The sequence below is a fragment of the Haemophilus parahaemolyticus genome, from assembly GCF_002015035.1.
In the GTDB taxonomy this organism is placed as follows: Bacteria; Pseudomonadota; Gammaproteobacteria; order Enterobacterales; family Pasteurellaceae; genus Haemophilus_A; species Haemophilus_A parahaemolyticus.
Window position 1 is genome coordinate 121,706 of the sequence record NZ_MUXY01000003.1, and the last position, 13,152, is coordinate 134,857.

Annotated in this window: 16 protein-coding genes and 1 pseudogene; 6 read left to right on the top strand and 11 right to left on the bottom strand. The window is 40.0% G+C overall.

Translation table 11 applies throughout. From position 1 onward, the window contains the following. Window positions 1-36: 36 nt before the first annotated feature. Window positions 37-351 (bottom strand): secA translation cis-regulator SecM, encoded by a 315-nt coding sequence (gene secM, locus B0185_RS04940; RefSeq protein ID WP_005706831.1) that lies wholly within the window; start codon window positions 349-351, stop codon window positions 37-39. Between the two features lie 99 nt (window positions 352-450). Then, entirely contained in the window at window positions 451-837 is a 387-nt protein-coding gene (locus tag B0185_RS04945; RefSeq protein ID WP_005706907.1) for a Cu(I)-responsive transcriptional regulator, read from the bottom strand. 86 nt (window positions 838-923) lie between these two features. Between B0185_RS04945 and B0185_RS04950 the strand changes: the two genes are divergently transcribed. The 4 genes from B0185_RS04950 (at window position 924) to B0185_RS04965 (ending at window position 4,321) form a co-directional block, all read left to right on the top strand. Then, window positions 924-1,121: a heavy-metal-associated domain-containing protein gene (locus tag B0185_RS04950; protein ID WP_005706874.1), complete on the top strand. Its 198-nt coding sequence runs from the start codon at window positions 924-926 to the stop codon at window positions 1,119-1,121. Window positions 1,122-1,135: 14 nt separating this feature from the next. Then, entirely contained in the window at window positions 1,136-3,304 is a 2,169-nt protein-coding gene (locus B0185_RS04955) for a copper-translocating P-type ATPase (protein ID WP_005706871.1), read from the top strand. A gap of 80 nt (window positions 3,305-3,384) precedes the next feature. Beyond that, window positions 3,385-3,993 carry a 16S rRNA (guanine(966)-N(2))-methyltransferase RsmD gene (gene rsmD / locus B0185_RS04960; protein WP_005706897.1) on the top strand — a complete coding sequence of 203 codons (609 nt, stop codon included), beginning with the start codon at window positions 3,385-3,387 and terminating at the stop codon, window positions 3,991-3,993. A gap of 16 nt (window positions 3,994-4,009) precedes the next feature. Beyond that, window positions 4,010-4,321, top strand: coding sequence for an HI1450 family dsDNA-mimic protein (locus B0185_RS04965; RefSeq protein ID WP_005706899.1), 312 nt, complete (start codon window positions 4,010-4,012; stop codon window positions 4,319-4,321). Between the two features lie 199 nt (window positions 4,322-4,520). Here the strand turns inward: B0185_RS04965 and nqrM are convergent, their stop codons facing one another. The 9 genes and pseudogenes from nqrM to B0185_RS05010 form a co-directional block, all read right to left on the bottom strand. Continuing rightward, window positions 4,521-4,769 carry a (Na+)-NQR maturation NqrM gene (nqrM, locus tag B0185_RS04970; protein ID WP_005706910.1) on the bottom strand — a complete coding sequence of 83 codons (249 nt, stop codon included), beginning with the start codon at window positions 4,767-4,769 and terminating at the stop codon, window positions 4,521-4,523. 9 nt (window positions 4,770-4,778) lie between these two features. Then, the gene (locus tag B0185_RS04975; RefSeq protein ID WP_005706890.1) at window positions 4,779-5,819 is read right to left on the bottom strand and encodes an FAD:protein FMN transferase; all 1,041 of its coding nucleotides are present in this window, start codon (window positions 5,817-5,819) and stop codon (window positions 4,779-4,781) included. Between the two features lie 230 nt (window positions 5,820-6,049). Next, window positions 6,050-6,232, bottom strand: a pseudogene (locus tag B0185_RS10135) (nucleotidyltransferase substrate binding protein); the annotation flags it as partial. 66 nt (window positions 6,233-6,298) lie between these two features. Then, window positions 6,299-7,528: an NADH:ubiquinone reductase (Na(+)-transporting) subunit F gene (gene nqrF, locus B0185_RS04985; RefSeq protein ID WP_005706802.1), complete on the bottom strand. Its 1,230-nt coding sequence runs from the start codon at window positions 7,526-7,528 to the stop codon at window positions 6,299-6,301. Between the two features lie 10 nt (window positions 7,529-7,538). Further along, window positions 7,539-8,135 (bottom strand): NADH:ubiquinone reductase (Na(+)-transporting) subunit E, encoded by a 597-nt coding sequence (gene nqrE / locus B0185_RS04990; RefSeq protein WP_005706892.1) that lies wholly within the window; start codon window positions 8,133-8,135, stop codon window positions 7,539-7,541. A gap of 1 nt (window position 8,136) precedes the next feature. After that, window positions 8,137-8,760: an NADH:ubiquinone reductase (Na(+)-transporting) subunit D gene (locus tag B0185_RS04995; RefSeq protein WP_005706902.1), complete on the bottom strand. Its 624-nt coding sequence runs from the start codon at window positions 8,758-8,760 to the stop codon at window positions 8,137-8,139. After that, on the bottom strand, window positions 8,760-9,533 hold the full coding sequence (locus tag B0185_RS05000; RefSeq protein ID WP_005706787.1) for a Na(+)-translocating NADH-quinone reductase subunit C: 774 nt from the start codon (window positions 9,531-9,533) through the stop codon (window positions 8,760-8,762). The genes B0185_RS04995 and B0185_RS05000 overlap by 1 nt, the downstream gene beginning before the upstream one ends. Continuing rightward, window positions 9,533-10,786 carry an NADH:ubiquinone reductase (Na(+)-transporting) subunit B gene (locus B0185_RS05005; protein ID WP_005706906.1) on the bottom strand — a complete coding sequence of 418 codons (1,254 nt, stop codon included), beginning with the start codon at window positions 10,784-10,786 and terminating at the stop codon, window positions 9,533-9,535. The genes B0185_RS05000 and B0185_RS05005 overlap by 1 nt, the downstream gene beginning before the upstream one ends. A gap of 2 nt (window positions 10,787-10,788) precedes the next feature. Continuing rightward, window positions 10,789-12,117: a Na(+)-translocating NADH-quinone reductase subunit A gene (locus B0185_RS05010; RefSeq protein ID WP_005706887.1), complete on the bottom strand. Its 1,329-nt coding sequence runs from the start codon at window positions 12,115-12,117 to the stop codon at window positions 10,789-10,791. Window positions 12,118-12,315: 198 nt separating this feature from the next. Between B0185_RS05010 and B0185_RS05015 the strand changes: the two genes are divergently transcribed. Further along, on the top strand, window positions 12,316-12,543 hold the full coding sequence (locus B0185_RS05015; RefSeq protein ID WP_039863295.1) for a hypothetical protein: 228 nt from the start codon (window positions 12,316-12,318) through the stop codon (window positions 12,541-12,543). A 9-nt stretch (window positions 12,544-12,552) separates the two neighbouring features. Continuing rightward, entirely contained in the window at window positions 12,553-13,152 is a 600-nt protein-coding gene (nfuA, locus tag B0185_RS05020; RefSeq protein ID WP_005706873.1) for a Fe-S biogenesis protein NfuA, read from the top strand.

Sequence of the window (13,152 nt, forward strand, 5' to 3'; positions counted from 1 at the left end):
GTTTATCCTTATTTTGTTTGAGTGAATACATAAAAATTAAGCGATAAACAACATAGGACCTGCTCGAATAGGATGGTTTAAATCACCATCAAAATGGAAAGCTTTTGCAAAAAATAGGGGGATTTCGACCGCTTGCACTGCATTTGTAAGGCTTTCAGGTTTAATTTCTGCTAGAAACAAGTGCTGTTCTTGCTTAGTTTCTTCAGTAATAGCTTGAACAAGCGGTTGATTTAGGATGGTTTGTTCACTTTCAGGGTAAGGCTGAATTTCAGGCAACGAAAAAATCGCAAGAATTCCTAAAAGGAACTGCGACAATAATGGTTTGCGATGAAAGTGATTAAATAAACTCATTAAAAATACCTAAAAAATCAGGTGGTATTATATGTTAATTTGCCTAGAAAGGCTAAGTTAATGCGGTCAAGTTATGTAAATTCAAGTTAATTTTAGCGGTTATTTGTGCAATCCGCTTAAAATGGCACATTCTGGATTGTCATTTCCGCAACAAGTTTTGTTCCAACCTTTCAATAACGTCAGCATCTGCTGTAAATCTTGGATTTTCTGTTCCAACGCTAAAATATGTTGCTCGGTAAGCTGTTTTACTTCGCGACTGGTACGATGCGGGTCATCATTTAATGCCAATAAATGTGTGATTTGAGCCAAAGAAAACCCTACTTTGCGCGCATTACAAATAAAATGCAATCGTTCCAAATCGGCTTCGGTATAAATACGATAGCCTGATTCACTTCGACAAGCTCTCGGTAATAAGCCCGCTTTTTCATAATCACGAATTTGTTTGGCGGAAAGCCCCGTTTTTTTCGATGCTTGACTAATATTCATTTTTCTTCTTGACTTTAACCTATGGTTAAGGTTTAGCATATACCCCATCTTTTGATTTGTCATTCACTATTTAACAGGAGTTTATTATGGCTATCATCTTAAAATTAGACGGTTTACATTGTGGAAACTGCGTGAAAAGCGTAGAAAAAGCCTTGCGTGAAGTTGCAGGCGTGGAAAGCGTGAGTGTTTCTCTCGAACCACAACAAGCGATTGTTGAAGGCAATCCTGAACCAAAAGCATTGATTGATGCAGTAGATGAAATGGGTTTTGAAGCGACTTTGTAATAAGGAGGGAGACAATGTCTAACTCAGAAACCCAACTTTTAATTAGTGGCATGCATTGTGCCGCTTGTGTTCGCCGTGTTGAAAAAGCACTTGGCAAAGTTGAAGGAGTCAATTTTGCCTCAGTCAATCTTGCCGATCAAACTGCCTTCGTAGAGGGGAATGCCGATCCTCAAGCGATGGTTCAAGCAGTCGAAAAAATGGGCTTTGGTGCAGAAATGTTGGAAAGCGAAGAAGAACGTCGTACTAAACAACAAGCCCAAACCAAAGCCATTTTAAGTCATAAAAAATGGCAGTTTGCTTTGGCGTTAATTGTTGGTTTTGACTTAATGGTTGTGGGAATGTTTATCGGTATGATGGTCACTGAACGCAATCATCTTACTTGGTTTGCACTTGCCTTTGTTAGCCTTACGACAATGTATTTTTCAGGTAAAGATTTCTTTATCGGTGCGTGGAAAAGCCTACAAAATCGAGCAGCAAATATGGACACGCTCGTTGCGGTGAGCACAGGTGTCGCGTGGTTTTATTCGTTCGGTTTGTTGCTTTTCCCGCAAGTACATGCCCACGTCTATTTTGAAGCCAGTGTGATGATTTTAGGCTTTATCAATTTAGGCAAATTTTTAGAGCTGAAAGCAAAACAACGCTCATCGCTTGCCCTTGAGAAATTGCTTGATTTAGCCCCAAAACAAGCGGTCATTTTTGAAGAGAGGATTGCAAAAACTATTCCCGTGAAAGGTATTAAACCTGAAATGTTGGTGCAAGCCTTGACGGGCGACCGACTTGCGGTTGATGGCATATTAACCGAAGGCGTGATTTGGGTGGACGAATCGATGCTCACGGGCGAAGCCTTTCCTGTTGAGAAAAAAGTAGGCGATAAAGTCCACGCTGGTACGCTGATTCAAGACGGTTCTGGTATTTACAAAGCCGAGCAAGTAGGCTCGCAAACCGCATTGGCACGGGTCATCAATGCCGTTCGCCACGCACAAAGTAGTAAACCGCCATTAGCACACTTGGTAGATAAAATAGCATCTATCTTCGTGCCTGTAGTTGTGATAATTGCCCTAATTAGCAGTCTGATTTGGCTTGCACTTGGCAAAGATTTTGCCTTTACGTTATCAGTCTTTACTACGGTGCTGATTATCGCTTGCCCTTGTGCTCTTGGTTTGGCGATTCCGCTGTCTACCATCGCAGGCGTTGCACGTGCAACAGAAATGGGCGTATTAGTCAAAAATATTGATGCTTTGCAAGCCAGCAGTGAAATCGATACGCTCGTGTTTGATAAAACAGGAACGCTTACCACAGGTGAGATGACTGTCACCCAATTTACCGCCTTGCAAGGAAATGAAAACGAAATATTGGGCTTAGCCAAAAGTTTGGAACAGCAGGCTTCTCATCCAATTGCTAAAGCCATTGTGCGATTTGCCGAACAAGCAGAAAACCTTGAAATCAGCAATATCAATGTGGTGAAAGGCTTAGGTATTGCGGGTGAATGGAATGGTCAGATGGTCAAAATGGGAAATTTAGCGTTCTTGGAACTTGATGAACGGTTGATTTCTTCACTTAATTTGCAAGCCCATAATGGTTCAACTCAAATTTATTTACGCGTGAACAACCAGCTCGCGGCAGTCTTCACACTTGCGGATGAATTGCGAGTGGAAAGTAAAGCAGTCATCGCCAAATTTCAGTCGGAAGGCTACCAATGCTATATGCTCACAGGCGATAGAAAATCGACAGCTGATTATTTCGCCAAAGAGTTAGGCTTAAATGGTGTAATTGCAGATGTCTTGCCAGAGCAAAAAGCAGAGAAAATCCAGCAGTTACAACAACAAGGCAAAAAAGTTGCGATGGTGGGCGATGGCATTAACGATGCTCCTGCTCTTGCCCAAGCCAATGTGGGAATTGTGATGCATTCAGGCTCAGATATTGCGATTGAAACCGCCGATCTTTCACTCTTACGAGCAGGGCTTGAACCAATTGCAGAAATTCTACCATTCTCAAAACATGTACTTCGCAATATGAAACAGAGCCTGACAGGGGCATTTTTCTACAATGTGATTGCCATCCCTGTTGCTGCAGGTGTGCTTTATCCCTTTACGGGCACATTACTCAACCCAATGATCGCCGCTGTTGCGATGACGATGTCATCTATTACGGTGGTGTTAAATAGCCAACGGTTGTTAAGATAGTTCATAAGGTCTAGTTAAGAAACTAGACCTTTCTACGTTCTCTAGGCTAAAATAAACCTCTTTTTACTTTCAATTTTATTATGCGAAAAACACCAAATTCAAAACCGCAAAAACAAACCTCAAAAGCAATGGGCGAAGTGCGTGTGATTGCTGGCTTATGGCGTGGTCGGAAATTACCCGTGCTCAATGCGGAGGGGTTACGCCCGACAACCGACCGCGTAAAGGAAACGTTATTTAACTGGTTGATGATGGATGTGGCGAATGCTCGATGCTTAGATTGTTTTGCGGGCAGTGGTTCGCTTGGGCTTGAAGCCCTTTCTCGTCAAGCACAAGCGGTCGTTTTTTTAGAAAAATTTGCTAATGCTGCTCAGCAATTAAAGAAAAATTTAGCCAGTTTAAAAACGGATAAAGGTACAGTGATTAACACCGATACGCTCACTTATTTATCGCAAAAAAACAGTACTGAGCCTTTCAAGATTATTTTTATTGATCCGCCATTCCATCACAATTTTGTCCCACATGTATTGACTTTGCTCCAGCAAAATAATTGGTTGGCAGAAAATGCGTTAATTTATGTAGAAACCGAGAAAAATCATCCACCTTTACTTTTAGCCGAAAATTGGCAAATCATTAAAGAAAAATCAGCGGGAATGGTAACCAGCCGTTTAATTCAAGTAAATTCTATTTAAACCTAAAGAGAACCTTATGAAAAGATTAACTCCAGATGAGGCAATTGATATTGCTTACGATATTTTCCTTGAAATGGCAGGAGAAAATTTAGATCCTGCCGATATCTTATTATTTAATCTACAATTTGAAGATCGCGGTGCAGTTGAAATGGTAGAAACTGCCGATAATTGGGATGAAGAAATTGGTACACTCATCGATCCTGATGCTTTCGCAGAAGTATGGGTTGGTTTGGTCAATGACCAAGATGAAATGGATGATGTATTTGCGAAATTCTTGATTTCTCACGAAGAAGAAAACCGAGAATATCACGTTGTGTGGAAAGAATAATCGTTAATACCGTATATAAAACTAACTTAATTTTTCATATTAACAGGAATGCTCTCCTATTAGGGGAGCATTCCTGCATAAGAAATATAAAGAAAAAGGCATAGTAGACAAAAAAGTTTCTAATCTGTCAAAAACTATGCCAATAACGAGCAAATTCACAGTAACGAAATAGCTCTAATTTACTCTAGATGAATAATACCTATTTTACTTCATAAAACTGTGGTTCGTTTTTATTAAAACGTGCCACCTCTTCTGGATCTGCGGTACCATCTGCGATTTTTGCTTTTAAGTTATCACAAGGCTCTTCACAGTCACACATTTTTTTCATACCTAAGGCCGTAATACCTCCACAGCTACCTTTGATAGTTTTACCTTTGATAATAAAGCCGATAGACATAGCAAAAATCACGGCAATGAAAAAGCCGAAAGTAATTAAAAGGGTTTCCATTATTCACTCCTATTTAGATTCGATAAGTTTTTGAAACTCGCTCGACATTTGGGTTTCGAAATTATCACCTTTTTTGAAGATTAAAAATACTGCTAATTTCTCTTTTTCAGCGATTGCTAATGCCTTTTCTGCACCAAGCACAAATAAACCTGTAGATAAGCCATCAGCGGTCATTGTAGTTGGCGCAAGAACAGTTATCGAAGCAAGATTATGACTGACAGGGCTAAGCTTTGCGGGGTCGATAATATGAGACATACGGCTACCATTTTCATCTTCGAAATAGTTGCGGTAGTTGCCTGAAGTTGCCATTCCTAAATTATGCAATGGAGCGATGATTTGCACTGATTCACCTTGAACTAAAGTCGGTTGCTCAATTGCAATTCGCCACGGCTCATTTTGTAAATTGTTGCCTTTGCCACGCAATTCTCCCCCTATTTCAACTAAGTAGTTACTTATGCCCAACTGCTCTAAATATTCGGCAAGTTTATCTACGCCAAAACCTTTGGCAATCGAAGAGAGATCGAGATAAAGCCCTTTTACGCTTTTAGTGAGCATTGGCTTTTCACTGGTCATATCAAGATTGAATTTATCAATCCCTACCAAGGAAGCCCGTTCTGCAATTTGTGCTTCGCTTGGTACTTTGTTTAAACGTTTATCTGGCCCGAAGCCCCATAAATTCACAAGAGGACCGACAGTCACATCTAAGGCTCCATCAGTCACTTTATTCAGTCTAATTGCTTCTTGCACTACTTTGGCAAAATCTTCAGAAATCGCAAAAGATTGATTGGCTTCAGTATTGTAATTAAACTGACTGATCTCCGAATCTTTTTGGTAAGTAGACATTTCGTCATTTACCGTTTTGAGCAAACCATCAAGTTGCTTTTGCACTTCTTCAGCTTTTGGGAGTTGTACCTTACCATCATCAATATATTTAACATGATAGGTCGTTCCCATCGTTTTACCTTCAAAAGAAATTTGTTCTGGGGCTTTTTCGCAAGCGGTTAAAAAAAGTGAACCGACTGCAAGAAATAAAAGGGATTTAAGTTTCATTATTCTACTGTCTTGGTTGATAAAGGTTTATCCAACAAAGGAAATTCTTCGTAATGAACTGAAATAATTTGTTTAAAATTGTCACTACAACTTGTCCAATCAATCAGATCCACTTTAAACGGTAAATCTGAATCTGAAAAAGCGTCTTATAATTCTCTCTGCTGGTGAATCATTCATGGTGTTTTCGTAAGCAATGCAAAATTTAAGTTAGATGAGAAGTGATGTTTTGCATATTGCATAGAAAGGCATAGCACATCTCTAAAATCAGCACTATCAATATCTAAATTATTTAAGGAAAAACGTTTTAATTGCCGTTTGAGAATTTTTATGTCTAATTCATAGACAAACTCAAATTTTTGAATTACTCCTGCGATCCAAATGCAGTTGTATCTAATATCTCTGTCATTGCTTATATGTAATAAGCGGTGCGATTTGCAAAACTTTTTACAAATCGAACCGCTTTTATGGATTAAGTGAGATTAACCACCGAAATCATCTAATAAGATGTTTTCGTCTTCCACACCTAAATCTTTCAGCATCTTGATTACCGATGCATTCATAATTGGTGGGCCACACATATAGTATTCACAATCTTCTGGTGCCTCATGATCTTTTAAGTAGTTTTCATAAAGTACATTGTGGATAAAGCCTGTGTAACCTGTCCAGTTATCTTCAGGTAATGCGTCTGACAACGCCACATGCCATACGAAATTATCGTTTTCAGCTTGGAGTTGGTCGAAGTCTTCTTGATAGAAAATCTCACGTTTAGAACGCGCGCCATACCAGAATGACATTTTGCGTTTTGAGTGTAAACGTTTTAACTGGTCGAAGATGTGTGAACGCATTGGTGCCATACCTGCACCACCACCGATAAATACCATTTCTGCATCGGTTTCTTTCGCGAAGAATTCACCGAATGGACCAGAAATAGTCACTTTATCGCCCTCTTTTAATGACCAAATGTATGAAGACATTTGACCTGGAGGTGCATCTGGATTACTTGGTGGTGGTGTTGCAATACGCACGTTAAGCATAATGATGCCTTTCTCTTCTGGGTATGAAGCCATTGAGTAAGCACGAATGATATGCTCATCCACTTTAGACACATAACGCCATAGGTTATATTTGTCCCAATCCTCATGATATTCTTGTGGAACATCAAAGTCTTTATAAGCCACTGTGTGAGGATCTGCTTCGATTTGAATATAACCACCTGCACGGAATGGCACTTCTTCACCTTCAGGAATCGCCAATTTAAGCTCTTTGATAAAGGTTGCTTTGTTATCGTTAGATATAACCGTACATTGCCATTTTTTTACGCCGAAGATTTCTTCTGGAAGTTCAACGTCCATATTGCCTTTTACATTTACTTGGCAAGATAAACGATAACCTTCTTTTGCCTCACGTTTGGTGATGTGAGAAAGTTCAGTTGGAAGGATTTCACCACCGCCTGATTTTACTTTCACGATACATTGACCACATGAGCCACCACCACCACAAGCCGATGAGACGAAAATCCCTTTGCTCGCTAAAGCACCAAGTAATTTTCCGCCCGCTGGAAGGGTGATTGATTTTTCAGGATCGTCGTTAATGGTAATGGTGATGTCACCTGAATCCACTAACTTAGATTTTGCTAAAAGGATAAATACTGCAAGCACTAATACAAGGGCAGTAAATACCACGATACCGAAAATAAAATTACTATCCACGATATGCTCCTTATAATTGAATGCCTGAGAATGACATAAAGCCTAATGCCATTAAACCTACAGTGATGAAAGTGATCCCCAAACCACGTAAACCTGCTGGCACATCTGAGTATTTCATTTTCTCAGTTAAACCTGCAAGAGCTACAATAGCCAGCATCCAGCCTGTACCAGCCCCAATACCGTAAACCACTGATTCTGTGAAATTATATTCACGTTGAACCATGAATGATACGCCACCGAAGATCGCACAGTTTACGGTAATCAATGGTAAGAAAATACCTAGCGCACTATAAAGTGCTGGGAAGAATTTATCTAAAATCATTTCCAACACTTGAACAAGTGCTGCAATTACACCGATAAATGTAATGAAGTTTAAGAAACTTAAATCAACACCTTCGATTAAAGCACCATCTTTTAATACATGAGTATAAACTAATTGGTTTGCTGGTACGGCAATACCTAATACAACGATTACCGCAATCCCTAAACCGAAAGCTGTCGAAACTTTCTTAGACACCGCAAGGAATGTACACATACCAAGGAAGAAAGAAAGTGCCATATTCTCAATGAATACGGATTTTACAAAAATACTGAGTAATTCTTGCATCTTATTTCTCCACTTGTTCTGGTTTCCATGTTCTGATACCCCAGATCACGAAACCAATGATAAAAAACGCACTCGGTGCTAAAAGGAATAAACCATTTGCTTGATACCAACCACCATCTTGGATAGTTTGGAAGATAGTCACACCAAAGAGTTTGCCTGAACCGATAAGCTCACGTAAGAAAGCGACAATAATTAACATTGCACCGTAACCTAAACCGTTACCGATACCGTCGACAAAGCTTTCTACAGGACCTGATTTCATTGCAAAGGCTTCTGCACGCCCCATTACGATACAGTTAGTAATGATCAAACCAACGAATACCGATAATTGTTTTGAAAGTTCGTAAGCATATGCACGTAATACTTGGTCAACCAAGATTACTAATGATGCAATGATCGCCATTTGCACAATAATACGGATACTATTTGGAATATAGTTACGGATCATTGAGATGAACATACTAGAGAAAGCGGTTACTAAACTTACCGCAATCGCCATTACCACCGCTGTTTGTAGCTGTGTGGTTACCGCAAGTGCAGAACAGATACCTAAGATTTGTAATGCAATTGGGTTGTTATCAACCACTGGCGATAACAAGAGTTTTTTAAGGTTGTTGCCTGCCATTAGTTAGCTCCTGCTGTTGCTTTAAATTTCGCTAAGAATGGACCAAAACCATTTTGACCGAACCAGTATTTGAATGAACCATCCACACCTTTTGAAGTTAAGGTAGCACCTGAAAGACCATCAATACCGTGTTCTTTATTTGCTGATGCACCTTTACCGATGGTTAAAGCCACATTGCCTTGTTCGTCAAATAATTTTTTGCCTACAAAGTGTTTTTGCCAGTTCGGATTTGCAATCTCACCACCAAGACCTGCGGTTTCACCTTGTTCATAGTAGGTAATACCATTGATGGTATTTGCATCTGGTTGAACTGCCACAAAGCCGTACATAATTGACCATAAACCATTACCATACATTGGTAATACGGCTTGGGTCACTTTACCTGTTTCATCTTTTACAAGATAAATTTCAGCATATTTTGCACGCACTTTAATGTTTGCTTTGTCATCTGCTTGGGCAATTTGCACGTTTTGTGCAGGATCTTTTGCTGCTGCTTTTGCATCAAAGTTAGTGATATCATCAGCATAATCACCTGTTGCTAAATCCACAATTTTTGGCTCAATGAATTTTGCGTAAGTGTCTTGCACATTGGTATTTTCTTGCATTAAACCAGCCGCTTGTAAGATGTTTTTCTGTTTATCAAGCTGTTTTTGGATCTCTTGGGTTGGTTTTAACAACACCGCAGCACCCGCTACGATAAGAGAACAAACTAAGCTCAACAACACAACGATAGTTAAAGTACCGCCAACGCTATCTTTATTAAATTTAGCCATTATGCAGTTTCCCCCGTTTTTACAGCAGTTCTCGCTTTTCTGCGTTTAATGTTACCTTGAACCACTAAGTAGTCGAAGATTGGTGCGAACAAGTTAGCGAATAAGATTGCTAGCATCATACCTTCTGGATACGCAGGGTTTACGACACGAACAAGCACCGCCATGAAACCGATTAAAATACCGTACCACCATTTACCTTTATTGGTAAATGATGCAGATACTGGGTCGGTTGCCATAAAGAACATACCAATTGCGAAACCACCTAACACGAAGTGCCAATGCCATGGCATTGAGAACATTGGGTTAGTATCTGAACCAATAATATTAAACATCGTTGCAGTTGCCGCCATACCGATCATTACACCAGCAATAATACGCCACGAAGCAATACGTGCAAATACAATGATTGCTGCACCAATGATTAAAGCAAGAGTTGAAACTTCACCCATTGAACCAGGTAAGTTACCTAAGAATGCATCCATCCAAGTAATAGGTTCGCCTGTTGCAACATGTTTTAATGCTGTTTCACCACCTGCAGCCCATTGTGAAAGTGCAGTCGCACCTGAGAAACCATCCGCAGCCGTCCAAACTAAGTCACCCGAAATTTGTGCTGGATATGCGAAGAATAAAAACGCACGACCTGCTAATGCTGGGTTCATAAAGTTTTTACCTACACCACCGAAGACTTCTTTCGCAACAACTAAACCGAAAGTAATACCAAGAGCAGCTTGCCATAATGGTAATGTTGGTGGAACGATTAACGCGAATAAAATGGTTGTTACGAAGAAACCCTCATTCACTTCGTGACCACGCACGATAGCAAATAATAATTCCCAGAACATACCCACTGTGAATGCGACGATATAGATAGGTAAGAAGAAAATCGCACCCAGTGCCATTTTGCTTCCCCAACCTGCTGCAGAAGTTAAGTCAATTCCGACCGCTTGTGCTACAGCATAGTGCCAGTCGTTTGCAATTACTTGTTGCAAGTTGCCTAAACTAGTAATCGCTTGAATTGATTGATGCCCCACGTTATACATACCGTAGAATAACGCTGGGAACAATGCTAACCAAACGATAATCATCATACGTTTTGAGTCTAAAGCATCACGTACGTGAGTCGTTTTTTGCGTTGCTGTACCTGGTGTATAGAACAAAGTAAATACCGATTCAAATAAAGGGTATAATTTTGCGTATTTACCACCAGGAAGAAACGCGGGTTCCATTTTTTCAAAAAGATTTTTCAAACCCATTTCTAACCTTCCTTCTCAATCTTGTCTAATGCTTGACGCAAGAAGAAACCGTAATCGGTTTTACCTGGACAGACGAAAGTACATAACGCCAAATCTTCTTCATCTAACTCTAATGCACCTAATAATTGTGCTGAGTCTGTATCGCCCACTTCTAAATCACGAAGCAAGTGTGATGGAAGAATATCTAACGGCATTACACGCTCATAGTTACCGATTGGTACCATCGCACGGTGACCACCATTTTCAGCTGTAGTGAAGTTAAATAACTTACGGCCGAAGTGACCTAATACCGTACGCGTAATTGAGAATTTGTTTGGCTGTGGAGAAATCCAGCCCATAAATTCTTTTGTTGTATCTTCAGCAACTACAGAAACTTGTAATGCATAACGACCTAAATAATCGTGAGCACCCGCGGCTTTCGCTCCATAAAGCACAGAACCTGAAATCACTCGATTGTTACCTGCATTTAATTCATTTGCAGTTAATTGTGAAAGATTCGCACCAATGCGAGTACGGATTAAACGAGGGTTTTTCACCTGCGGACCAGCAAGAGCCACCACTCGGTCTGTGAATAATTCACCAGTGGTGAATAATTTACCGATAGCGATCACATCTTCATAGTTCAAGTGCCATACTTGTTTGTTAATGCCTACTGGATCGATAAAGTGGATATGTGTACCCACAAGACCTGCAGGGTGAACACCTGCAAATTCGTGTACATTCACACCTGAAACAGATGGCACATTACTGCCTGTTGCTTTAACAAGGTTGATTTTGCCTAATTTGGTTAACACAGTTAAACCGTGCTCAAAATCTGCTTTATATTCGTTAATAATCACAGTTGGATCTGCCGCTAATGGGTTGGTATCCATTGTATTAACGAAAATAGAAGATGGCGTTGCATCTAATGTTGGCACCTTACTAAATGGACGAGTGCGTAACGCAGTCCATAAACCAGATTCCACTAAATTTTGTTTTACTTGCTCAGCTGTTAAAGAAGCTAATTGAGCCACTTCATAGCGAGTAAAGGTAACTTGTTCATCACCCTCAACATTGATCACTACAGACTGAAGAACACGCTTCTCACCACGGTTGATTGCAACCACAGTACCGCTTGCAGGAGAGGTGAATACCACGCCAGCGTTCTTTTTGTCTTCAAAAAGTACCTGACCTTTTTTCACCACATCGCCTTCACGCACTTTCATTGAAGGACGCATACCCACATATTCTTCGCCAAGGATCGCAACTTCCGTCACGGTATTGCCGTTATGGATTACTTGTGCTGGAGCACCTGCAATAGGTAAATCCAAGCCTTTTTTGATTGTAATCATATTATTTGCACTACTTCTCTTGGGTTAAAAAATGATTGCGAACAATCGCAATCGCGTATTGAGTCGTAACTAATTTAATCATAAGCGAATTCCCCCACTGATAATTAAAGGTTACAAAAAGTTCTCAAATCGTTTCTGCATCCTCTCGAAAATCAATCTCAAAGATGCAAAATAAAACGCCCCCCCATTCTACCTAAAATGGCAAAAACTTTCTATAAAATCCCTACTTTTTTACATTTTACTCTTGAAAAGTTTGAACTTTATCAACATTTTACTCAGAAAATTTTAACAAATACCTCAAACAAGGTATGCGTTTTTGAAATAAAAGCAAGTAAAACTATCAAAGAAATTGACCGCTTAACTAGCCTAAAACCGCTTTTAGGCGTAGAATATCCAATAGTTTTAGTCAAATATTTAGCAGAGTAGAGAGAAAAAATGGAACAAGAACAACTTACTCACATCACCATTTCTGAAGATGCCCAAGCCCACTTCCGCCGCTTATTGGAGCAGCAAGAAGAAGGCACAAATATCCGTATTTTTGTAGTTAATCCAGGCACACCTGGTGCAGAATGTGGCGTATCTTATTGCCCACCAAACGCAGTAGAAGAAACCGATAGTCAATTTGACTACAATGGCTTTTCTGCCTTTGTGGATGAAATTAGCTTACCATTCTTAGATGAAGCGGAGATAGATTACATCACCGATCCAATGGGCTCACAACTGACCCTAAAAGCCCCCAATGCCAAAATGCGTAAAGTGGCAGACGATGCACCATTTATTGAGCGTTTAGATTATGTAATTCAAACCCAAATCAATCCACAATTAGCTAGCCACGGTGGTAAAATTACCTTGATTGAAGTTACCGACAACAAAATCGCTATTCTACAATTCGGGGGCGGTTGTAACGGTTGCTCAATGGTTGATGTTACCTTAAAAGAAGGTATTGAAAAACAATTGCTTGCAATGTTCCCAGAAGAACTTGTAGGCGTAAAAGATGTGACCGAACACCAACGCGGAGAGCATTCTTATTACTAA